This window comes from Nostoc sp. (assembly GCF_036919815.1).
GTDB lineage: Bacteria > Cyanobacteriota > Cyanobacteriia > Cyanobacteriales > Nostocaceae > Nostoc.
Map to the genome: position 1 here is coordinate 39,013 of NZ_JBALCE010000065.1, position 21,242 is coordinate 60,254.

Sequence of the window (21,242 nt, forward strand, 5' to 3'; positions counted from 1 at the left end):
GAGAGAGATTTAGAGAGAGGTTTTCTAGATAGGGTGAAAAGTCAGATTTAAAAATAAGTAATTTAAGTGATGTCTACGGCGGTAAACTACGCTATCTCCCATTTTATCTACAATTACCGTTTAATTTGCTTAGGAAAGTTAGGAACTAACAAAGATTGACCTAATTCACCTTGTTCATTATAGAATTTAATTTGACCTTGTTCATTACATAACCATACTTCCACAGCTTGAGCTTCTAAATATAAATTTCTTTTAAATTCCATTTCTTCCAAAGTATTACCACTGGATTTAACTTCTATACAAATTTCTGGTGCAATAGACGCTGATACTTCATCTTCAATTTGAGAAAATCGTTCCTCTGAACACCAGACAACATCAGCAACTTTCACACCGTCTGATGTGTTGATAGCACATTCTGGCATTACTTCTCCTGTATTCAAGCAAGATTCTAATAAACGTTGGATTCTTCCTTGATAAAAAGAATGTTTAATTTTTACTGGACTCATTACGATTTGACCCCATTTATTTAATTCGATTTTGAAGGGTAAATCTTGTAATTGTTTATGTTCACAAACTTCTTCCCATCTCATAGTTAATATTTCCCTAGAGTGATTGATTTAATTTTAACTCATCTATAGTAACCCGATTTGATTTTTGAAATCCACTGGATTTAGATCCCCGACTTCTTGAATAAGTCGGGGATCTAAGCTGCAACTTTTGCTTAAGCAGGTGTCATTCCACCCTACAAATAAATCAACTTCCTAAACTTCAACATCTAAAGTACGCACCAAAAAAGCCCATTTATCTGCCGCTTCTTCGATAATTTTAGCTGTGGGTTTACCCGCACCATGACCGGCTTTTGTCTCAATTCTAATTAGCGTTGGCGCATTACCTGCGTGAGCCTCTTGCAAAGCTGCGGCAAATTTGAAACTATGAGCAGGGACAACGCGATCGTCATGATCGGCTGTGGTAATTAAGGTTGCTGGGTAAGCTGTATCTGGTTTGATATTGTGTAGTGGCGAATAGGCATATAGCGCTGGAAACTCTTCTGGATTATCTGCTGAACCATATTCGGAAGTCCAAGCCCAACCGATGGTAAATTTGTGGAACCGCAACATATCCATCACGCCGACTGCTGGTAAAGCTGCACCAAACAAATCGGGACGTTGCGTTATGCAAGCACCCAGTAATAAACCGCCGTTACTACCACCTGCGATCGCTAGCTTATCTGTCTTAGTATACTTATTAGCAATCAACCACTCAGCAGCCCCAATAAAGTCATCAAAGACATTCTGCTTTTTATCCTTCATTCCTGCTTGATGCCATTCTTCGCCGTATTCTCCACCGCCGCGTATATTGGGCATAGCATAGATACCACCCATCTCCATCCATACCAAAAGACTCACAGAGAAACCAGGTGTCATTGAGGCATTAAAACCGCCATAGGCATAGAGATAAGTAGGGTTATTCCCATCCAATTTAATGCCCTTTTTGTGGGTAATAAACATGGGTACTTTAGTACCATCTTTGCTATGATAAAAGACTTGTTTAGTCTCGTAATCAGCAGGATTAAAATCTACCTGTGGCTGGCGAAAAACGGTACTTTTACCAGTTATCATATCGTAGCGATAGATAGTTCCTGGTGTGGTGAAACTGGTGTAAATATAAAAAGTTTCGGTATCATTACGCTTCCCACCAAAACCCCCGGCTGAACCGAGTCCAGGTAATTCTACCTCGCGTACAAACGTACCTTTGAGGTCAAAAATTTTAATTTGGCTGTGAGCATCTTTGAGGTAATCAGCAACAAATTGGTTATTGAGTATGCCGACACTTTCCAAAGTTTCTGCTGATTGGGGAATGATTTCTCGCCAATTTTCTGACGCAGGGTTTTTGGTGTCAATCGCAATAACTCGTCCGCGTGGTGCATTGAAATCTGTGCGGAAATAAAAGACGCTATCATCATTATCGATAAAGCTGTAATCTGCCTCAAACTGGTTAATCAGTTCTATGACTTCAGCATTAGGGTTAGTCAAATCTTTGGAGAAAACTAAATTCTTGGAGTCACTACCCAGCCAAACAGAAATTATGAGATAGCGTCCATCTTCAGTAACGCCACCACTAAAACCCCATTCCTTTTGGTCAGGACGATGATAAATTAGTACATCTTCTGATTGGGATTTACCTAGTTGATGATAGTAGAGCTTTTGATAATAGTTAACATCTTCTAATTGAGTTTTTTCATTCGGTTCATCGTAGCGACTGTAGAAAAAACCTTGATGATCATGTGTCCACGATGCACCAGAGAATTTAATCCACTTCAAGTGGTCTTGAAGGTCTTCACCAGTTTCAACATCGCGTACTTTCCACTCTTGCCAATCAGAACCAGAGGCGGATAGACCGTATGCTAAAAGTTTACCATCTTCGCTAATAGACAATCCTGAAAGAGCAACAGTGCCATCTTCTGAAAGTTTATTGGGGTCGAGTAAAACTTTGGGTTGGTCGTCGAGGGTTTTCAGAGTGTAGAAGACACTTTGATTTTGTAGCCCGTCATTTTTGAAATAAAAGTAGCGTTCGGTGGAACCGTCTCGCAGAGATTCGCCTTCTTTAAAAGGGATACCATATTTTTCATAATCCCAAAGTTTGGTGAGGCGCTGTTTAATTTTTTCCCTGGTAGGAATTTCACTCAAGTAGCCAAAAGTAACTTGATTTTGTGCCTCAATCCAAGTCCTTGTTTCTTCAGAGTCAGGATCTTCTAACCAACGGTAAGGATCTGCGACTAAAGTACCGTGGTAGTCATCGACTTGATTACTTTTGTGGCTAGATGGGTAGGTGAGGGGTTTTTTAGAGGAGGGCATAGTCTCAGGTCAAAAGTGCTTCTTTACATACTACAAAGATAGACCCAAGACGTGGATCTGTAACGTGAGCAAAAGAGGTACGGGTGCTGTTAAAGCTGGCAAGTAAAACTCTAACTATTACGTATACTGCCATCAGGCATGATGGTATTGCTATAGATACACTGCTCCATGTATGCACCTTCCAAGTCGGCTCCAGTCAAGTCAGATCCAGTTAGATTTGTCCCAATCATGTCAGCAGCACCCAAGTAAGCATTAACTAACTTGGCATTCGTCAAATCAGTTGCAGATAGGTAAGAGAATCCCAAATTAGCTCCACTCAAATCAGCATTTCTGAGATTAGCCTTAACTAAACAAGCTTGCCCCAAATGAGCATTGCGGAGATTGGTACTTTCTAAATTAGCCTCTTCTAAATATGCTTCACCTAAGCCAGAATTACTCAAGTCAGCCCCACTCAAATTAACTCCAGACAAGTCCTTTCCATCCAAACTGATGCCAGAAAAATTTCTTTCTCCAGCAGCATATCTATTAAATAAGTCTTCAGTTTTTCTCGACATTAACCAACTTGGGGCTATATTAAACAATTTATACTTTTCGTCTGCCTAAAGTGACAAAACAGGGTTAGTCCAATAGAAACCTAACCCCCAGCCCCTTCCCTACAAGGGAAGGGGAGTAAGATTCAAGGTCTTTCAGAGTGAGAAGATTAACAGCAAGATTTAGTAGACTACTTGCCACCAACCGAAGGCTGGGCCGATAAAACGAATAGTTGCCCATCCTACAACCATCAGTCCAATGCCTATCCAGGCACCACGAGTAGTCCAAGTGACAAATTTTTCGGATTGAGTTTTTGTGATGGGAAGCCAAGGCAAGATTCGAGTCTCTTTACCGTATGTTTCCCCTAGTGTGGTTTTACGACGCTTTGCTTCACCCATAATCAGCAACTCAAATTCTATTTAGGTTCTAAATTTATCTTGCCAGAAATCATGTCTACAGAGAGGCGATGAATCACATCACTTTCATAAGCTGATAATAGTCCTTCCTTTTAAACGATCGCGCTTTAGTTGACAAAATTTAAATTGGGCATTGGGCATTGACAACTAACCTGAAGCTGAATTTTCTTCATCAGTGTTAGAAAACAGACTGGGATCGAGATAGTTAATGCGTGCCAGAGGACTTAAAGCTGCGAGAATTTGAGCGCCGTAGCTCCGGTTAACTACGCGACTATCAAGCAAAGCCACAATGCCTTGACTTTCTCTGACTGGAGCGATCGCTCGTTGTAATTCATTTAAAGCTGCTGGCAACAAATATAAACGAAACCAATCTTGATGCGATCGCTTATAACGAGCTACCCTACCAGCTACTAGGGGATTTTCCAAAGATGGTAGGGGCAAAGTCGCAATAATTAACAAATGAGGTGCCGGCAAGACTCGTTGATGTTCTCGCCAAAATTCCCAACCGCTAATCAAAATACCATTTTCATCTAAACAAGTTTTTTCTACTTGCACCCGCGAACCAAACTCTGAGGCCAGAATTGTCGCAACTTGAGACTTGAGTGGGACATCACCCACCAAGACAACCGTTAATCCTGGGGCTGTAGCACTTAGACAAACCAGTGTGCGGACTTTGTGAATAAATGCCGCTTTAAATTCTGGGGTGTTGGGTAGGGGCAACTTATACGGTACATACAGTTGAATTGCTTCTGCTTGACTTTCCGAAGAGAACTTCAAGCAAGTTAAATCGTCCAAACCCAGGCGCTGTCGGAAAAGGTGAGCCTCAGTTTCCGGTTCTATAGCGCTAGCAATTAAAACTACTGGTTGTCGCTGCCAAATGGGCGAGAGTATTTCGCCTAATTCCATTGGGGCGTAGTGCAAAGAAAATAAACCTTGTCGATGGGCAATAGTCGCCCAGAAGAGAGGATGGGGGGAAAGATTTTCATCAAGGGTTTGAAATTGTTGCCAGAATTGTTTCCAAGGTTCTGGCAGTGCTTGTACTGACTCTAAAGCTAAATACAGACGGTTTAAAATTTCTATTTCTGGCTGGGAAATTAGATAGCACTGATATGGATTGGCAGGATGCTGAAAAAGTTCGTGTGTCAGTTGTATCCGTGCTTCACGAATTGCTTCTGCTTGGTTTGGGCAAGCCAGCATCAGTTGATCCCAATCATCGGGTTGAATATCTTGGGTAAGTTGATCACGCACCCAATCTTCGAGATCATCTACCCCATCAATAATTGTGGGGATGCCTTGAGGAAAGCGATCGCCACCAGCAAATTGTCCTCTTAACCAAGCTTCTGGGGAAGTCAACAGTAGCCCTTGGAACTCAGTACTAGGCCAAGCGTCACCCGTCCTAATCGGTTTGTTGGTTGGTAGCCACTGCTGGAGACGGGGAATTTCTACCCGCAGCAGAAGTTGCTGCACGGCTTCTTGAGCAACAATAATTACAGGGCCATGCCACATTAGGGCTGATGCTACGAAACTAGTACGATATCGCCCTTGATAGCCACAAACCGCCCCTACTTGAATTAAGGCGCTACGTCCCAGGCGCAAGGCGCGTGCTACCAACCGGGCCATCGTCAAATGATGGGGCCAGGAAGGGAACCCCGCTTGCGATCGCAAAAAGTTATGTAGTGACAAATGAACTTCTGCCTCAATCACACGCTTTTAATCCCATACAAAGTTACTTTTACTTCCAATTGCCCCATTTCTATTATGTTGTCCTTTCTCATTAGTCCAAAACTAATGACCAATTACCAATTACCCTAAATTATGCCAACTTACACAGGAATTTCCAGCGAAGCCTTCAGGCATCCACTAGATCGCCAAGCCGAGCAAGCTTTACGAAATTTACCAGGATTTGATTTAATCGCTCGTAAATTTGTGGAATTTATTTACGAACGTCCTCAATTAGTCTATCTAATGGGTAACACCATCCAAGTCGGGCCGCGTCAATATTCCACTATTTACCAGATGTTTCGGGAATGCGTCCGAGATTTGGACATTTACCCAGAACCTACACTGTTTGTCTCGCAAAATCCCCAAGCAAATAGCTATGCGCTGGGGCAAGAGAATCCTTACATAGTCATAAATACAGGGATACTAGACTTACTAGACGAAGCCGAGATTCGGGCGGTGCTAGCCCATGAACTGGGGCATATTAAATGTGGTCATACTATTTTAATTCAAATGGCGATGTGGGCGATGAGTGCTGCTTCTGCCTTGGGAGAATTGACCTTCGGTATCGGTAATTTTGTCTCTCAGGGCTTGATTTACGCCTTTTTTGAGTGGCGGCGGAAAGCTGAGTTATCGTCCGATCGCGCCGCCCTACTAGTGATGGATGACTTGAATCCCGTGATGTCTTTGATGATGAAAGTCTCTGGCGGTAGTAACAAATATGCCAATGAATGTAGTTTACAAGAATTTATCAAGCAGTCAGAAAATTATCAGGCATTGGATGAAGATGGACTGAATCAGGTGTATAAATTCTTGATGTACAGTGGCGCTCAGGGTATGATGTTGAGCCATCCCTTCCCTGTAGAACGCTTGCATTACTTACGGCAATGGGCAGTATCCGAAGAATATCAGCAAATTCGCCGCGGAAATTATCAGCGATCGCCCGCATCAGGAGCAGTAAATGTTGCAGCCGAATCTTCCACAAATGAAACAGAAACTTTACGCCGTCAAATTGAAGAATTACAACGAGAAATTGACAGAATAAGAAGGTCTGATCCTAATTCGTAATTCGTAATTCGTAATGACGCTCTCTCCGTACTCCTGGCGGAGGACAAGCTACGCGCAGCGTGTCGTTCGCGGTAGCGTTGCGTAGCAAAGACAGACGCTAAAAGCCTAGCTTGCAACTCTTACAGAGTACGTGGACTCGCTACCGCTACGCTAACGTAATTCGTAATTAAGGAAGAATTACCGGGGAGGATCTCAGTGAAAGCAAATATACCAGATGAGAAACAAGATTTTTGCTCCCTCTCCTTAATAAGGAGAGGGTTGGGGTGAGGTTTTACAAGACTTTTTACGAAAGTCAGATGCTCCCGAATTACCGGAGGTGGGCACTCGTACAGGTAACAAAATCGAGGTTATTAATAGCATTAAACAGTGCCCACCTTACTTAATTTTACTGCAATATGTAAATTATTATACCTATTTTACAGACTCTGGGGAGTGGGATAAATCCCAGATTTAAAATTAGGACTTGAAAATTGCTTAACTATATCTGAGCATTAAATTTAGATATAGGCATTTATCAATATGGGAATTCACTTGACAAAACGGCTTTTTGTGTTACTTAATATTCTTTTCTTTGTTCTCTTCATGCCGGGAATTGCCTTAGCTGTACCCGTTCGACTCCATACTACTTCTGGTGTCATTTTCGCCCAAACTACCAAAACTGCAAGCTACTCCACCTCGTCGGAGATTAACCTGACTCCTCTACAAAGCCAACAACTCCAGGCTGTACGTCAGAGAAGAAACAGGGAAATTGAGGCAGTCTTGAACACATCCCAACGTGACCAACTAGCTCACAATCTCCGGGCTGGTAAGAACATGAATCAAGCTCTAGAACAACTGAATTTGCAACCAGATCAGCAACAATTGGTAAAAGCGATCGGGCAATTTACTAACTTGAAAATGAAAGCTGTTTCCTCTAGGCATTCGCTAAAAGTAGTACAGAAATAAAGGTTTTACTTGCAGAGTCAAATATTGAATCTTTGTTAGAGAAAATATCAATAATATTTTCTCTAACAGCCCTTTGGATAAAATGCGATCGCTTGATCGCACTTTTTCTTGTAGGTATCTCATAGTTCAATTATATAAAGTATCATTCATTCTTACCCGGAAAACTCAGTACAAATTTGAATTTGATACTGCATCAAGTGGCTGATTTATCGCGTAATTACTATTGACAAAACTTATTTTACCTTAACTTGTCATGAATTGTGTACCAGTAAAATTTTCTGAATAACATAATATAACTAATGTATAAGTTCTGTGATGGATCTAGGGAATTTAGCTGAATCAGTGCTAATCATCCAGTATAGTTTTGCATGGGTTTTAAAGCAGCTACAAGGCTCTTACTTTCAACCTTGTTCGACATACCGTAATTCAGCACATCACAGACTCAAAAAATGAAATATCGGGGTTTTCACATTTCTCTAGCGAAAAATTTTCGCCTTCTTTCTAGCAGTCATCTCAGAGATACTTTGCGCGTGGGAGCCGGACTAACGGCGTTGCTTGTTGTTTCTAGTGGCTCAATACTACTAGCGGGTGAGGTTAATGCTGGTGCGACTCACCCACAAGGTATCGGCTCAACTCTCACAGCGCAGGCTCCGGCAACAGCCGCAGTGATTTACGTTAATCCGGCAAATGGTGCAGATAGTCCTGGTGCTGGTACAACGTCATCTGCACCCTACAAAAGCATCAGTTTCGCTCTCAGTCAAGCCCAACCAGGTGCAGTTATTCAATTAGCACCTGGGAACTATAACCAGGAAAGTGGCGAAAGCTTCCCCCTCTTACTTAAACCAGGGGTAACACTGCGGGGTGATGAAGCTACTAAAGGTGAGGGGATATTGATTACAGGTGGAGGTTTTTACACTAGTCGCACCTTTGCCAGACAGGATATTACCATCCTTGCCGACCAAGATACTACGATTACCGGTGTCACCGTCACCAACCCAAATGCGCGGGGTACGGGTGTGTGGGTAGAGTCAACTAATCCCACTATCAAAAACAGTACTTTTACTAACAGTCTCAGAGAGGGTGTTTTTGTTACGGGTACAGGCAATCCCAAAGTTGAAAGTAACGTTTTTGTGCAAAACAAAGGCAATGGGATTTCAATTGCTAAAGCTGCCCAAGGAGAAATTCGGAATAACTTATTTCAGGATACTGGTTTTGGTCTAGCGATCGGTGGCACTTCCACACCTCTAATTGTGGAAAACCAAATCGTCGAAAACCAAGACGGTCTTTTTATCTCGGAGTCAGCGAAGCCTGTATTGCGTAAGAATGTTATTCAGAACAATAAACGGGATGGAGTAGTAGCAACTGTTAATGCTTTACCCGACCTTGGCACCAACGAAAATCCTGGTGGTAATCTCATCCGCAAGAACACTCGTTATGATGTGAACAACGCCACTAAAACCGGTAAAATTGTCGCTGTTGGCAACGATATCGATCAGAAAAAGATTTTTGGCTCAGTAGATTTTGTTGCCGCAGCTGTTAACGTACCGCCTGGAGGGACTGGTGCCTTTAAAGATGTGCCAACAAATTACTGGGCAAAAAACTACATCCAAGCTTTAGCCTCGCAAAATATTATTGCTGGCTTTCCTGATGGCAGTTTTAAACCCAATGAACCTGTAACCCGCGCTCAATTCGCCGCTATTGTCACTAAAGCCCTAACACCATCAGCCAAACGCCCAGTCATTAAGTTTAAGGATGTAGCAAGCAATTTCTGGGCTTACGCGGCTATTCAATCTGCTTACCAGGGTCAATTTGTTTCTGGTTATCCCGATGGAAGTTTTAAGCCACAGCAGCAAATTCAAAGAGTGCAGGCTTTAGTAGCTTTAGCTAATGGTTTGGGCTTAACTACGAGTAATCAGAATGTCCTTTCCTTTTACACCGATGCTGCCCAGATTCCTAATTATGCGATCGCGCCTGTTGCTGCGGCAACTGCACGGCAACTAGTAATTAACTATCCCACAGCCAAGCAACTCAATCCTAATCGTCAGGCGACTAGAGCCGAAGTTGCTGCCTTTGTTTACCAGGCACTTGTCAATGCTGGACGTGCCCAACCAATTCCTTCATCCTATTTGGTAACAGTTCCGTAAATGCCTAGTTAGCAAATTGAAAGCGCCAGATTGATAATTAGTTAGTCTGGCGCTTCCAAATACATTGCTCAGATTGTCAAATCAGTAACTTGCGATAAAATTATCCTTAATGGCTATCTGAAGGTGAACGATGACTGAGCAACCTGAAAAATATTTTGAATGGTGTCTAGTTGCAAATGTTATTTCGGAGCAACCGTTTGGTGAAAACCATGAAATCCAGTATGGAACAAAGCATTTCAGTCCAAACACAAAGGTTTACTGTTCTGCTCCAACTTGGGGTGATGGTTACGAGAAAATTGTTGTTGCAGGTCGTCATCGTGGCTCATCCAGATTAGTCCAAATGGTTATCCATAAGAAGCGACTAACTAATTGGCGCGCACAATATGTCTATTTACCAAACTGAAAAGGATTGTTTTATATGATGCGGCCTTGGCAGTCAAAAGAACAAGTCCAAGGATTTGCTATGTCTATATACCGGGGGCAAGAAGCAAGGAATGCGAGGAAGAAAGGCTTTGAAAAATTCCATCCAAATGAAGTTTTGATTCATGCTCTTATACTCGGTAGAGTTGCTGATGTGCAACAAGCAATTGAGCGAGGAGCAGATGTTAACTACTTAAATCATGATGGACTTACACCTCTAACACTTGCTCTAAGTCGAGGACAGTATTCAACCTTAACTCAGTTTCTCTTAGAGAAAGGTGCTGATGTTAAAACCATTAGCTATCAGTTGCTTGAAAATGTCACCCAAAATCCATCGCTGTATCCTGAACCTGTATTCAGGTTAGTTCAGCAAGCAATTGATGAACTATTTCCACACTCTCAAAAGTTTGATTAACGTTTTTTAAATTGCCCTAGTCTGGGCGTTGTGGCGATAATGTTAACACAGGGTTATCTATGCCCAGTTTCAATTTCAACTGGTGGCATTTGAATCTGGCATCAAGGTAAAAAAATTAACAGCTAAAATTTCTCCCTTCAGGAATTAGGATTTTTACCCGATTGAGGGCGTTGTTGCCGACGCTGTTCCCAGCGCCAGAGCAAGACCATTAAAACAACGATCGCTACTTGGAGAGCTAAACTAGGCAAAGCACTCTCAACATTCCGTCCGGCAAGCACTTGGAAGAAAAAGACGAATGCACCGAGTGAGCCAGAAGCACCGAAAGCGATATAGATAAATTGTCGTAACCCGCGATAAGGAGCGGCTATTTCTGCTTTGAGGCTGGCATATTGTTCAGGGTTAAGACGATTTTTGGGATTTTGATCTACCATGATTAAATCATGTTATACTCTTAGATTGTGTACGCCGATGTGGCTCAGTTGGTAGAGCAGCTGATTCGTAATCAGCAGGCCGTGGGTTCGAGTCCCATCATCGGCTTTGATGAAAGTATTACTTAATAGTCAAGTTTGACATAAATCAAGCATTTAGCTAAATGGGTGTAAAAACTATAATGAACGCATGACGCAACTAATAAACGCAAGATAGTTACAAATAATTGCTAACCAGCAAGGAGAATCTAAATAATGCAGTCTGATAGCATTTCAGAACAAAGGCTACTTGAAAAGATTCAAAAGCTACCTCTGGAAAAAGTTTTGCTAGTTGAAGATTTTATTGATTCTTTGGATCAATAAAATACAGACTATAGCCTTACCTTTGCGGCAGCAAAACTTTCTGAACCAGTTCTGCTTAAAATCTGGGATAATCCTGATGATGCAGAATATGACACACTATGAATTTGATGATGTTAGCTATTTTTGGTTGATATGCGATCGCACCTTCGATTCAAAGCCTCGCAATATCACTCAAACTCAGTTTCGCAGAAATCTTTTAACAAATCAATACAGTTAGTTTAATTTTCAACTGTTGTATGAGACAATTGTGCATCCACAACCCGACTTGCTGACCTTTTTTGGTGACGCTTCAGCACTCCTATCGCACCAAAAGCACCAAGGGCTAAAATCCCCAAGTTGATCGAAGGTTCAGGGACAGACTTAGCATCAATCGCCGCCAGTGCAGCATCTGCTATCACCTGATGAGCAGCAGTCGTTGGGTGGAAACCGTCCCAGACGAGAAACTTGTTGTTACCTGGGTTACATATATCTGGTCTAGATAAACAAGACTCGGTTACATTCGTAAAACCCAATGCACTTGCCTGATTAAATAAAGAATAAGTATCAACAGAAAAAATGTTGAGATTTGGGTTTTGACTCAAAGCGCTCACAGTTTTTGCTAAACCTAAGTTAAACTCACCAGTTGATTTGCTAAGGGTTGTAGGGTTGCGATCGTTGATTTTAGCTGCTGGTAGCTGTCCCAAATCTGGCAAGTTAAACACCAAAATATTTTTCGCGCCGACTCCTACCAGACTATTCAACGCCAGCGATATATTATTGATTGGCGTGGTAGAGTCTTTGGGGTTGAGAAAAAAGAAATCATTCGCACCTCCCCACAATGTATAAAGTGCATTTGGATCAGCAGTTTGATTATTTGCTTTCAGAGTTCCAGCAAAACCAAGGACTTGTTTGAGTACTCCCGGTAAATTTGGATTGGGAACGACAGCATTACCTAAACCAGAACTAGCACCACCGAAAGCGAAGTTTATCCCTTGGGTAGGAATTTGTGTGGGAGGAATAGTAGTGAATAAAGTCGGCTTTAATCCTAGCTGATCTCCGAGATAATCCACCCAGAGCCGCCCATCGGAAAAACGTCCTTCAAAGTTAGGTGGGCTTGCAGGGTATGTTTTCCCGGTAGCATTATATATATTGCCTGTATCGGAAAGACTATCGCCAAATACATAAAGCTGATCAAAACTCGCAGCCGAGGCTTTGGTCGGCAACATCAAAGAAAATAGAAAAAATCCGGCTGCGATCGCTTGTTTTTTCATATTCGTTTTACCTGTGGTATTCCTTAGTCTGTTTAAAAGTAATCAAAGGGCGATAGTAATACCATTTCTTTTTGAAGATGCGCCTAAAAAACTTAGGCAAAACTACGACTGTAGGGGCAATTCATGTAGCTTTAGCTGACCGCAGGGTATTGCCCCTACATGAATAAAGCACAGCCTCACATAGAATTGGTATAAGTTACTCAAAATTAAGTACGTCTATTGAGTTAATTTACGTTGTTTTACTTAACTATCCCTCAAAAGTTTATCAAACTCAGATAAAAACGCTGTAATTACTTAGATTTACATTTTCTTGAAAAAAAATTGCTGTATTATAAAGAGACAGTAAAAATTATATGCTCAAAGGTGCTAATTAGTCACTTTTATGCTATAGAGAGACTAACTGCGCTTTAACTTTAAAGCTTCAGCAGCCGATACACCCTCCCCCTGAGTGCCGAAATAGGACAAAGCTGTAGCAGCCTCAGCACGAGTTACTGGTTTTTTGGGTTGAAACAGAGTCGTATAACCAAACACCCGCCGAATATTCGATTGTTCGCTATTCTGGTAATCAGCTAACACGGCTCTTAAAGCCTTGGGATCAATTCGCGCTGCATCTTGGAAACCCCAGGTTTGTTTAACCGCATCTAAGTTAGCAGAGGGTAAAGCTTGGCGAGTATCTAGGGGTAATTTCCACAGCAATAACTGTTCCCGCGTTAGGGGTGCATCAGGACGAAACAAAACTGCTGTAGAATCTCCAGACAAAGGACTGGGAATTAACCCAGCTTCGGCTAATCCTTGAATTGCTGGAAAATCAGGGTCTTTTGCCGACACATCACTAAAAATTGGTTGAGTACTTTCTGATGCCAAGCGAATTTGTTTAGCTGCATTGCTGGCATACATAGCATTGTTAGCAGCAATTAGCCAACGGGCGTATTCTCGATGTGTAACAATTTTACTGGGTTCAAACTGGTTAGTTGTGGTAGCAGAGTTGCTCTTAGTTGCCTTTGGTTCTAGAGACAGAACACCTAATGCCGCCAAATCTTGGATGTGTTGCCGCGATTCTTGCGGTATCTTGTTCAGATCGTTGAATTCCTGAGATTCGGCTGTGGCTGTAGGAGTTGTTTGGTTATTAGCCGTGCTTGGTGGCTGGGAAGCCAAATTTGCAGGTGGTACCGGGCCAATGAACTGTGGATTACTTGGTTGAGAAACCGCGTTAGTCGTTTCGTTAGAATTTGTAGTTGGCGTAGGTTGTGCCGTTGCGGTACTATTCGGTACGTACTCAATCAATAATTCAGTGGCTGTTTGGGGCTGATTAGGTGTGGCTTTAGTAACTGATTTAGGCTGAATGGAAACCTTCAACAGCAAATCGTTACGACGTGCATCAAAGGCACCTCCGGCATCATCTGTTGGCTGTTGCAAAATCTGCCAGTTATTTGTTTGAAACTGGCTGCGATAAAAGCTAGCAATAAAGTTGCTGGGATCAGAACTCAACCAACGAGTTGAGACTCTGTTTTCTGAGCCACTAGCAGGTGTAACTTCCTGTAGTTTGGCATTGGAATATAGTGGGATATCTTTGGGAAAATCAGCTGGTAACTGAATTGTTGATTCGTTTTGCTGTGCTTGCGGTTGGTTAACTTGAGATTCTCCAAAGACAGCTGGATTGTTTTGCAGCTTAGGATCTGCCGCCAAAGATTGCTCAAGGTTTTTGGCAACTGGACTGTTAGCACAAGCTGTTAAGGAAGTGAGTAGAACAGCCCAAATTAGAAATACAGATGGACGTTTACAGGGAAGCACAGGGAATCACAAATTGAGTTTCAATTCCTACCCTAGCGCAGACTGTTGATTAAATGGGAATGGGGATTGCTCTCCTCCAGTCCCCCTGCTTCCCCTGCCTTCCCTAGTCCTCTTCCTATTGGTGAAGATGATGATATCTTAAAAAATTAGTAAACGGTAGCAAAAAGCTACCGTGTTGTCTTTGTTTTACAGCCATTAGGTTTTGTTCCTATGCTTATTTATAGATTTCCCTAAAATTCTGGCAAACTAACATTTTCGGAAAAAAAACACAAATAAATCTGGAATGCTTGCTAGATATGAGTTTTATGATTTTGGTACTCTAACTATATAGTGGGGTAGTTTACCGACTCAGTACTGAGTGCTGAGTCCTGAGTGCTGAGTAAATTAAGAAGTACTCACTACTTTTGAACTTGGGTTTTTGCCCCACCCGCAAGTGGCGTGGTCTTTTTACTCAGCACTCAGCACTTTTTACTCAGCACTCTTCATTCTCCTTCCAGATGCACTAGCACTCAGGCGATGCCTACGCCAAGCAACTCATACTATTTTAGATTTTAGACTTCGGCGTGAGCGCTCAATCAAACACTTTTAGATTTTGGATTCTGAAACATCCATTGGATAAGCGTTTCAGGTTTCCATCTGTCGCAATCATTTTTCAAATTGGTATCAAGTGATAGACTAGGATTAAAGCCCCCCTTAGCCTCATCCAAGGAGGGGAATAGATCAAGTTCGCTAACGCTGGCTGACAATCGATTCTGGAAATTATTCATCTGACGATGGTAAGCTGAGTAAGGCAATAGCTGGAAAATGCCAGTTTTATAGCAATTCCAGGAACTTAGCGTAAGTTCGTTATTCTTGGCGACTGGGGTTATATACAAAGCAATCAAGTGTCGCAGCAGTTTCCCTAGTATCTGTTAGCTATGGCTGTTTTCCCAATCGTACCAATGATTGGGTAGAGGCAAAAAAGACACTTCATCGAATGCACTGGTGGTTAAGAAAACCCTCTAGTTAACAGTTTCCCGATAGATTAGATCCAATTTGCGTTTGCTTGGGCGTAGGCTTTGCCCGCCGTAGGCATCGCTTGTTCAAAGCGAGAACTCGAATTGACATGGTGCTGCACTAGCCGATGTGACATAGTATTAAACCTTTCACCTGCTAACTCTGGCGAAAATTTTGATTCAGGGCAAGGGTGTTTCTTGGAGATAAAGTTAGCCAAAAAGGGGCAAAAGGTAGCAAAAAGATATGTCTGATGTCAAAAACGCAGTTGTGATCAGAGTATCAAAATCTAAACTAGATATTAAATTGAAGAAAAAACAACGACCATCGACAACCGTCAGTCCATTTTACTTTCTGTAAAGCGTCACCGGGTTGTTACGAGTGCTGAAACACGATTACATGCAAGTTTCCCACGATCAGCCTATTTATTCTGAGGCTCCACTCCAGCTGTTACTGTTTGTCGATGGACGCCCCAAGTCCCGACAATATGTGCAGCGAATACGTGCTTATTTAAAAGAATTGCAGGCTGAGTATAGTTTTGAACTTCAAATTATCGATATTGGACAACAACCTTACTTAGCAGAACACTTTAAATTGATCGCAACGCCAGCTTTAATCAAAATTCATCCTGAACCACGACAGATTTTAGCTGGGAGTAATATCATAGCGCAATTGAAAAACTGGTGGCCTCGCTGGCAAGCTGCTGTAGACGCTTACTTAAAATTACAGTCAGACTTACAAGAACGTCTAGATGATAATGCTAGGGCGACGTCACCAAAATCCACAATCCGTTCAGTTGCTGTTTCTGCCGAACTAATTCGACTCTCAGACGAAATTTTTCGCTTGAAACAGGAAAAAGATCACCTCCAAGAGCAGCTACATTTTAAAGATCGGGTGATTGCGATGTTGGCACACGATCTCCGCAATCCGTTAACTGCTGCCGCGATCGCCATAGAAACTCTCCAATCTAACTACAATTTAGAGACAGGGGAATTCCAACGCCTCAAACCATCTATGACGGCACATTTATTAAAACAAGCCCGGAATCAAACTAAGATTATTGATCGGATGATTGCCGATCTTTTGCAGGTAGGTTGTGGCAAAGATATAGAGTTTCCAATTATACCACAAAAAGTCCAGCTAGGTCAACTGTGCTTAGATGTACTGGAAGAATTAGGCGATCGCTACACCGCCAAATCGCAAGAAGTAGAAACAGATATTCCCAATGATTTACCTAATGTATATGCTGACCCAGAACGAATCCGCCAAGTGTTAGTAAATCTGTTGGATAATGCCATCAAATACACCCCAGAAGGTGGGAAGATTAGCGTTGCCGGATTGCACCGCACTACCCAAAAAGTTCAGTTTACTATTGGCGATACTGGGCCTGGTATTCCTGTAGAGAATTGCGATCGCATCTTTGAAAACCACTTCCGCCTGCAACGGGATGAAGGTACAGAAGGTTACGGCATTGGTCTTTGTTTATGCCAACGGATCATCCTGGCACATTATGGTCAAATTTGGGTAGACTCTGCCCCCAATAACGGAGCATGGTTTCACTTTACACTGCCAGTTTATCCTTCTTAAGCATTGGGCATTCACAAATGACTAATGACTAATGACTAATGACTAATGACTAATGACAATTACGAACTTGAGATAAAGCGATCGCGCCCCCCGTTCTTTGCTTGGTACAGTGCCTTATCTGCCAGCACAATCAAATCTGAAGGTGAGGATTCCCAAGTCGGGACAATAGTCGCAATGCCCATACTGAGGGTGAGATACTGACTCACCGGAGAACCGTCATGAACAATTTGCAAATCTTTGATTCCCGCTTGTATCGCTGCGGCAACGTGAACTGCGCCAAATGCAGGGGTGTATGGCATAATCACAGCAAATTCTTCGCCACCATAACGCGCTACTAAATCCTGATGTTTTTGGGCTTTAAGGCTTAAGACAGCACCCACCTTTTGTAAAGAGATATCTCCAGCAGGATGTCCATATTTATCATTATAAAATTTAAAAAAGTCGATATCACACAAAATCATTGACAAGGGAGATTCCTTTTGTATGAGATCAATCCACTGATTATTGAGATAATCGTCAAAGCGGCGACGATTTGCCAACTCAGTTAAACCATCTACATTGGCTAGATACTCCAAAGATTGGTTTACTGCCTCTAAGTGTTTGTAAAGTTGCGCTTCCTGTACCAGTCGGCTCAACCGATGGCGCAATACAGCGAAGTTAACTGGCTTAGTGACGTAATCAGTCGCCCCTACTTCAAAAGCACGGTTTACGGATTCCTCATCGTCCAAGCATGTGATCATCAATATGGGAGTGCGTTCCCACATCTGGGAGATCAGAGTATTATTAAGGCGCGAGTCAGTATCAAAGGTTGCAACGGCTGATCTTCTATGATTCCTAGCAATCTCGCGCAACTGGTGACAGCAGGTAAAGCCATCCATCACAGGCATTACAGCATCTAGCAAAACTATATCCGGTTTGATAGCCTGGTAAGCATCTAAACATTGCTTACCATCATTGACCGCGACCACTCGATATTTTTCTTCTTCCATAATTTTACGCAACAATACTCGGGTGGTCTTGTCATCATCAGCCACTAGAATCAGTGGTTTTGGGGGAGAAGCAGAGGATGAGCTTATGCCTGACATGAGTTAGCTTCCACTTGGGGGACTATCTTGAAAAAGGCTGTGCAACTCAATCGTATGGGGGCGATCGCTCTTTTCGTCAATGCTCGGATTTGCGGTAAAGATGTGTATGGCTTGGCAATCAACTGTTTTTTGACAATAGACTGCTCAATGTTAGTGAGCCAAGCAAGCGGTAGATAACTAAGTTGCATAAACAATCTATAATTGGAACACGAAGGCAATTGTTACCTTTTTGTTCGCTTATGGTGATCTGAGGAAACGTTACTTTTATATTTCCCCATTATTAAAGTGAAATTGCGATTTTTTTGAAAATTGCAAATACAGACCTGAATTATTGAGTTTTGGAGTTAGTTTGGAAACCTAGTGACAGAGGGCAAAGTAATTGCCAAACTGCGCTCAGAAGACAGCTAACACTAATATCACTTGGCTGAAATTTATTATTTTGAGCAACTAAATCCGATAATTACTTCACAAATAGCAGATAAAACCGCCATCTTTTTGACTAGACAAACCACCAGAAGCTATTACAAAATAAATTAAAACCTATTTACCTTCACTAAATCTTGAAAATGCCAGACTCATTAATGTATCAGCAAGATCACTTTGTTGTTCTAGAAACAAATCAATCAGAACAATTTATGACACCATCAGAGTTATTAGAAAAGCTTAAAACAACTCTCCAAAAACTCATAATTCAAGATTTACCGCCGGACTTGCAAAAGTTTGATACAGTGGAAGCGCAAGCACAATATTTAATCGACACCAGTTGCGAATTAGATATTGCTCCTGGGCAATATTTGCAGTGGTATGCAGTTCGTTTGGAAAAGTAAGTTTTTGGGAAGTGATTAATAAGAAAATGTGTTAATTCGACGATTCCTTAAAAGTCTGTTACACAACTTATAGCAATGCGTAGTTTACCACCGTAGGCGTCGTCTCTAACTCTCAGATGAAAGGATGCCTACAAGCACTCGTACCAAATCTTCTAAACCTTCTGGAACACGGTAAAGTTTAATATCTTCTGCAACCCGCTTATCTTCTCTATGAAGAGTACCAAATTTCCAGTCATCTCCATTGGTAACTGCTCCATATAAAATAGATTTTTCATGATCTAGCGACTGATCAAGAGCGATTAATTCTACTGCTAGCTGTGTAAACCCTCTTCTGATATCTGATTGTTTTGCTTCAATCACCAATAGGGAGTTAGATTTATGTAAGTAATAATCCAAAGTGCCTTTGAGTTTTTCATTGACATTAATCGGATACTCACTATATAGTTGAGCCTTTGTCTGAGCGCATATTTCAGCAAGAATAGGTGCAATTAAAAATTCCCGTATTGATATCTCAGCGATTGGGTTAAAAAGCTTTATATTGCGTTGCAAATAATTTTGTAAAAATTCTAAATAGCTCAGTTCAGCAAAGTATCTTGGTAATTCTAGCTCTGTGCGATCGTAGCTGTAGTCAAACTCAGCCACTATGTCTATTGTTGGGTTGGGCAACAAAAAGTATTGACTAAAAGTATAACTTTGCTCAGGTTTTAAAATTCTATATTTGCTCATAATTTTTTATCGCCTACGAACCACATCGGAGATATTATGACCTCTATAGGACAAGGGGGAAAAAGAAAAAACCCCTTTTCCACACAGTTTCAGAGCTAATGATGTTATTGACTATTGACTATTAACTCTTTTTGAGTATTAATCAGTGCTAGTTCAATTGTATTTTCAGATGGCTGCGTTATTTCAATCTCCAATCCAGGCCCAAAATAGTTGGTCATTTTTTCCTGCTTTTTTTGCCATACATCAATTGGGATTAGCGGTGAATCAAATTCTAAAATTAGGGTATAGCTTCCATTAACTTCTGTTTCTCGCAACGCTGTGACTGTTGGCCGTTCCTGGTCTGTGGGACTCAAACCCAGAAAAGAAAGTGTTGTATCTAAATGAGCATCTTGACCGTAGCGATATCGGGTGATGTCTTTGCGAATTTTATTTTGAGTATCAGTTGCTTGCTGCTGGCGCAGTATCAATGCTGACGGTGACGTAGTTTCGCTAAATGGTACTGGCTTAAGTTCATTGGCTTTCAGCGCCAGCCCTCCCAACAATAGAGGAATCCCGTAAAAAAATCCGACGAGATTGAGTGTAGCATTATTAGCAGCATAGGCGACGAAACCAATGATGGTTAATATGCCGCCGATAGTTAAACCGAGTGTTCCCAAAGAGATTTGGCGTAGCATGAGCTTAAATTAGTATAAATTATTAATACCTCAGTTTTATTATCATCGGCTATGAATAACAAATTAGGGAAGAGTATTAACTTAAGTCAGTAAGTATATGGTATAAATATACAAAGTACTTAGACCTCCGACTTCTTTAAGAAGTCGGGATTTATCTCCTGAGCGTTTGATGTTTAATTAGGTTGAGCTACTTAGTGCCCCAGAATGTGGGATTTTGAGTTAACTTTAAATTTAAAGGTAGTTAAAGATGGGAAAAAAATAATGGATATACAGACTATAAAAGAACGAATTGTCGCAGTTCAAAGTAAACGTGAGTACTTGTTAAGCCTACTGGAGCAACCAAATCTGGGAACTTTGAGAGTTGACGTAAATCAGGCTTTGGAAGAACTGGATGAATTAATTGATGAATTTAGACGCACCATTCCGGTAGAGTAGAAATTATCAAAAACTGCGTCGGTCTAACCGTCAACTTCAGGCTATACCGACGCTCCTCATTACTATCATCTCCTCTGATGCCCAGAATTTAACTAAGCCGGAGTTGGCGATCGCAACATAGCTATATTAATTATCCTGCAACTGAAGCATTTCCTGCACGCTGACCTAACTGCCTAACTAAGGCAATAAGTTCGCTTGTAGGTATATCTTTCTTGCAAACGTCATCAAAGCTAGACATTGCCTTTGTCCCCGGAAAATTTACGTCTTCCACTGAGGAGTAAGCAAGGATTTGGGTGTTCGGAGATATAGCTTTAATGTGATTAGACGCACTCCAGCCATCCATGACTGGCATTTGTAAATCTAGAACAATTACGTCAGGATGGCAACGTTTAACCATTTCTATAGCTTCTTCACCATTACTCGCTAAACCTACTACTTGCATATTTTCCTGGCAAGAAAAAATCAATTGTAAGGTTAAACGAGTCAGTTCGTGGTCATCAACTACTAGAACACGCAGGGTAGAAAGCTCACAGGATAACATTAACATTGAGCGCAAAGACGAAATTATTC

22 protein-coding genes and 1 tRNA gene are annotated in these 21,242 nt (G+C 41.6%); 10 read left to right on the forward strand and 13 right to left on the reverse strand.

All coding sequences use genetic code 11. The features are described 5' to 3' along the window. Positions 1 to 113: 113 nt before the first annotated feature. The 5 genes from V7K15_RS15745 to V7K15_RS15765 form a co-directional block, all read right to left on the reverse strand. Positions 114 to 590, reverse strand: a complete 477-nt coding sequence (locus V7K15_RS15745; protein WP_334906460.1) for a Uma2 family endonuclease — start codon at positions 588 to 590, stop codon at positions 114 to 116. 171 nt (positions 591 to 761) lie between these two features. Continuing rightward, complete coding sequence (locus V7K15_RS15750; protein ID WP_334906461.1) at positions 762 to 2,855, reverse strand: prolyl oligopeptidase family serine peptidase; 2,094 nt, start codon at positions 2,853 to 2,855, stop codon at positions 762 to 764. Positions 2,856 to 2,965: 110 nt separating this feature from the next. After that, positions 2,966 to 3,409 (reverse strand): pentapeptide repeat-containing protein, encoded by a 444-nt coding sequence (locus V7K15_RS15755; RefSeq protein ID WP_334906462.1) that lies wholly within the window; start codon positions 3,407 to 3,409, stop codon positions 2,966 to 2,968. 159 nt (positions 3,410 to 3,568) lie between these two features. Further along, on the reverse strand, positions 3,569 to 3,784 hold the full coding sequence (locus V7K15_RS15760; protein WP_334906463.1) for a DUF2839 domain-containing protein: 216 nt from the start codon (positions 3,782 to 3,784) through the stop codon (positions 3,569 to 3,571). 165 nt (positions 3,785 to 3,949) lie between these two features. After that, complete coding sequence (locus tag V7K15_RS15765) at positions 3,950 to 5,506, reverse strand: ATP-dependent DNA helicase (RefSeq protein WP_334906464.1); 1,557 nt, start codon at positions 5,504 to 5,506, stop codon at positions 3,950 to 3,952. A gap of 111 nt (positions 5,507 to 5,617) precedes the next feature. On the opposite strand from V7K15_RS15765, the gene V7K15_RS15770 reads away from it, so the two are divergent. The 5 genes from V7K15_RS15770 (at position 5,618) to V7K15_RS15790 (ending at position 10,513) form a co-directional block, all read left to right on the forward strand. Next, positions 5,618 to 6,589 carry a M48 family metallopeptidase gene (locus V7K15_RS15770; RefSeq protein ID WP_334906466.1) on the forward strand — a complete coding sequence of 324 codons (972 nt, stop codon included), beginning with the start codon at positions 5,618 to 5,620 and terminating at the stop codon, positions 6,587 to 6,589. 519 nt (positions 6,590 to 7,108) lie between these two features. Next, positions 7,109 to 7,534, forward strand: coding sequence for a hypothetical protein (locus V7K15_RS15775; RefSeq protein WP_334906468.1), 426 nt, complete (start codon positions 7,109 to 7,111; stop codon positions 7,532 to 7,534). A 449-nt stretch (positions 7,535 to 7,983) separates the two neighbouring features. Continuing rightward, positions 7,984 to 9,678, forward strand: a complete 1,695-nt coding sequence (locus V7K15_RS15780; protein WP_334906470.1) for a DUF1565 domain-containing protein — start codon at positions 7,984 to 7,986, stop codon at positions 9,676 to 9,678. A gap of 130 nt (positions 9,679 to 9,808) precedes the next feature. Further along, the gene (locus V7K15_RS15785) at positions 9,809 to 10,081 is read left to right on the forward strand and encodes a hypothetical protein (RefSeq protein ID WP_334906472.1); all 273 of its coding nucleotides are present in this window, start codon (positions 9,809 to 9,811) and stop codon (positions 10,079 to 10,081) included. 15 nt (positions 10,082 to 10,096) lie between these two features. Further along, entirely contained in the window at positions 10,097 to 10,513 is a 417-nt protein-coding gene (locus V7K15_RS15790; RefSeq protein WP_334906474.1) for an ankyrin repeat domain-containing protein, read from the forward strand. 137 nt (positions 10,514 to 10,650) lie between these two features. Here V7K15_RS15790 and V7K15_RS15795 read toward each other — a convergent pair whose 3' ends face one another. Next, the gene (locus tag V7K15_RS15795) at positions 10,651 to 10,944 is read right to left on the reverse strand and encodes a DUF3493 domain-containing protein (protein ID WP_334906476.1); all 294 of its coding nucleotides are present in this window, start codon (positions 10,942 to 10,944) and stop codon (positions 10,651 to 10,653) included. A gap of 33 nt (positions 10,945 to 10,977) precedes the next feature. On the opposite strand from V7K15_RS15795, the gene V7K15_RS15800 reads away from it, so the two are divergent. Together V7K15_RS15800 and V7K15_RS15805 are read left to right on the forward strand one after the other, a co-directional pair. Then, positions 10,978 to 11,050 (forward strand) — tRNA-Thr (locus tag V7K15_RS15800). Between the two features lie 342 nt (positions 11,051 to 11,392). Next, positions 11,393 to 11,521 carry a hypothetical protein gene (locus V7K15_RS15805; RefSeq protein ID WP_334906478.1) on the forward strand — a complete coding sequence of 43 codons (129 nt, stop codon included), beginning with the start codon at positions 11,393 to 11,395 and terminating at the stop codon, positions 11,519 to 11,521. Between the two features lies 1 nt (position 11,522). Here V7K15_RS15805 and V7K15_RS15810 read toward each other — a convergent pair whose 3' ends face one another. Then, positions 11,523 to 12,554 carry an SGNH/GDSL hydrolase family protein gene (locus V7K15_RS15810; RefSeq protein WP_334906480.1) on the reverse strand — a complete coding sequence of 344 codons (1,032 nt, stop codon included), beginning with the start codon at positions 12,552 to 12,554 and terminating at the stop codon, positions 11,523 to 11,525. Positions 12,555 to 12,950: 396 nt separating this feature from the next. Beyond that, positions 12,951 to 14,345: an S-layer homology domain-containing protein gene (locus tag V7K15_RS15815; RefSeq protein WP_334906482.1), complete on the reverse strand. Its 1,395-nt coding sequence runs from the start codon at positions 14,343 to 14,345 to the stop codon at positions 12,951 to 12,953. Positions 14,346 to 15,719: 1,374 nt separating this feature from the next. On the opposite strand from V7K15_RS15815, the gene V7K15_RS15820 reads away from it, so the two are divergent. Then, positions 15,720 to 16,925, forward strand: coding sequence for a histidine kinase (locus V7K15_RS15820; RefSeq protein ID WP_334906484.1), 1,206 nt, complete (start codon positions 15,720 to 15,722; stop codon positions 16,923 to 16,925). A 59-nt stretch (positions 16,926 to 16,984) separates the two neighbouring features. On the opposite strand, the gene V7K15_RS15825 is transcribed toward V7K15_RS15820, so the two are convergent. Continuing rightward, positions 16,985 to 18,010, reverse strand: coding sequence for a GGDEF domain-containing response regulator (locus V7K15_RS15825; RefSeq protein ID WP_334906486.1), 1,026 nt, complete (start codon positions 18,008 to 18,010; stop codon positions 16,985 to 16,987). Further along, complete coding sequence (locus tag V7K15_RS15830; protein WP_334906488.1) at positions 17,998 to 18,198, reverse strand: hypothetical protein; 201 nt, start codon at positions 18,196 to 18,198, stop codon at positions 17,998 to 18,000. The genes V7K15_RS15825 and V7K15_RS15830 overlap by 13 nt, the downstream gene beginning before the upstream one ends. A 378-nt stretch (positions 18,199 to 18,576) precedes the next feature. Between V7K15_RS15830 and V7K15_RS15835 the strand changes: the two genes are divergently transcribed. Beyond that, a complete protein-coding gene (locus tag V7K15_RS15835; protein ID WP_334906490.1) occupies positions 18,577 to 18,837 on the forward strand; it encodes a chlororespiratory reduction protein 7 in 261 nt (86 codons plus the stop codon). A 105-nt stretch (positions 18,838 to 18,942) separates the two neighbouring features. Here V7K15_RS15835 and V7K15_RS15840 read toward each other — a convergent pair whose 3' ends face one another. Both V7K15_RS15840 and V7K15_RS15845 read right to left on the reverse strand, forming a co-directional pair. Beyond that, positions 18,943 to 19,563 carry a hypothetical protein gene (locus tag V7K15_RS15840; RefSeq protein WP_334906491.1) on the reverse strand — a complete coding sequence of 207 codons (621 nt, stop codon included), beginning with the start codon at positions 19,561 to 19,563 and terminating at the stop codon, positions 18,943 to 18,945. Positions 19,564 to 19,667: 104 nt separating this feature from the next. Next, positions 19,668 to 20,237: a DUF2854 domain-containing protein gene (locus V7K15_RS15845; RefSeq protein ID WP_334906493.1), complete on the reverse strand. Its 570-nt coding sequence runs from the start codon at positions 20,235 to 20,237 to the stop codon at positions 19,668 to 19,670. 261 nt (positions 20,238 to 20,498) lie between these two features. Here V7K15_RS15845 and V7K15_RS15850 point away from each other — a divergent pair, with 261 nt between their 5' ends. After that, positions 20,499 to 20,672, forward strand: coding sequence for a hypothetical protein (locus tag V7K15_RS15850; protein WP_229463280.1), 174 nt, complete (start codon positions 20,499 to 20,501; stop codon positions 20,670 to 20,672). A gap of 130 nt (positions 20,673 to 20,802) precedes the next feature. Here the strand turns inward: V7K15_RS15850 and V7K15_RS15855 are convergent, their stop codons facing one another. Next, positions 20,803 to 21,219, reverse strand: a complete 417-nt coding sequence (locus tag V7K15_RS15855) for a response regulator (protein ID WP_334906495.1) — start codon at positions 21,217 to 21,219, stop codon at positions 20,803 to 20,805. Between the last annotated feature and the right edge of the window lie 23 nt (positions 21,220 to 21,242).

Bases quoted from the DNA above. Each gene is read 5' to 3' on its own strand.
- V7K15_RS15785 (WP_334906472.1), top strand. From the start codon at position 9,809: ATGACTGAGCAACCTGAAAAATATTTTGAATGGTGTCTAGTTGCAAAT.
- V7K15_RS15775 (WP_334906468.1), top strand. From the start codon at position 7,109: ATGGGAATTCACTTGACAAAACGGCTTTTTGTGTTACTTAATATTCTT.
- V7K15_RS15825 (WP_334906486.1), bottom strand. From the start codon at position 18,010: ATGTCAGGCATAAGCTCATCCTCTGCTTCTCCCCCAAAACCACTGATT.
- V7K15_RS15855 (WP_334906495.1), bottom strand. From the start codon at position 21,219: ATGTTAATGTTATCCTGTGAGCTTTCTACCCTGCGTGTTCTAGTAGTT.
- V7K15_RS15770 (WP_334906466.1), top strand. From the start codon at position 5,618: ATGCCAACTTACACAGGAATTTCCAGCGAAGCCTTCAGGCATCCACTA.
- V7K15_RS15840 (WP_334906491.1), bottom strand. From the start codon at position 19,563: ATGAGCAAATATAGAATTTTAAAACCTGAGCAAAGTTATACTTTTAGT.
- V7K15_RS15750 (WP_334906461.1), bottom strand. From the start codon at position 2,855: ATGCCCTCCTCTAAAAAACCCCTCACCTACCCATCTAGCCACAAAAGT.
- V7K15_RS15835 (WP_334906490.1), top strand. From the start codon at position 18,577: ATGCCAGACTCATTAATGTATCAGCAAGATCACTTTGTTGTTCTAGAA.
- V7K15_RS15780 (WP_334906470.1), top strand. From the start codon at position 7,984: ATGAAATATCGGGGTTTTCACATTTCTCTAGCGAAAAATTTTCGCCTT.
- V7K15_RS15755 (WP_334906462.1), bottom strand. From the start codon at position 3,409: ATGTCGAGAAAAACTGAAGACTTATTTAATAGATATGCTGCTGGAGAA.
- V7K15_RS15810 (WP_334906480.1), bottom strand. From the start codon at position 12,554: ATGAAAAAACAAGCGATCGCAGCCGGATTTTTTCTATTTTCTTTGATG.
- V7K15_RS15830 (WP_334906488.1), bottom strand. From the start codon at position 18,198: ATGCAACTTAGTTATCTACCGCTTGCTTGGCTCACTAACATTGAGCAG.
- V7K15_RS15795 (WP_334906476.1), bottom strand. From the start codon at position 10,944: ATGGTAGATCAAAATCCCAAAAATCGTCTTAACCCTGAACAATATGCC.
- V7K15_RS15805 (WP_334906478.1), top strand. From the start codon at position 11,393: ATGACACACTATGAATTTGATGATGTTAGCTATTTTTGGTTGATATGC.
- V7K15_RS15760 (WP_334906463.1), bottom strand. From the start codon at position 3,784: ATGGGTGAAGCAAAGCGTCGTAAAACCACACTAGGGGAAACATACGGT.
- V7K15_RS15845 (WP_334906493.1), bottom strand. From the start codon at position 20,237: ATGCTACGCCAAATCTCTTTGGGAACACTCGGTTTAACTATCGGCGGC.
- V7K15_RS15790 (WP_334906474.1), top strand. From the start codon at position 10,097: ATGATGCGGCCTTGGCAGTCAAAAGAACAAGTCCAAGGATTTGCTATG.
- V7K15_RS15850 (WP_229463280.1), top strand. From the start codon at position 20,499: ATGGATATACAGACTATAAAAGAACGAATTGTCGCAGTTCAAAGTAAA.
- V7K15_RS15745 (WP_334906460.1), bottom strand. From the start codon at position 590: ATGAGATGGGAAGAAGTTTGTGAACATAAACAATTACAAGATTTACCC.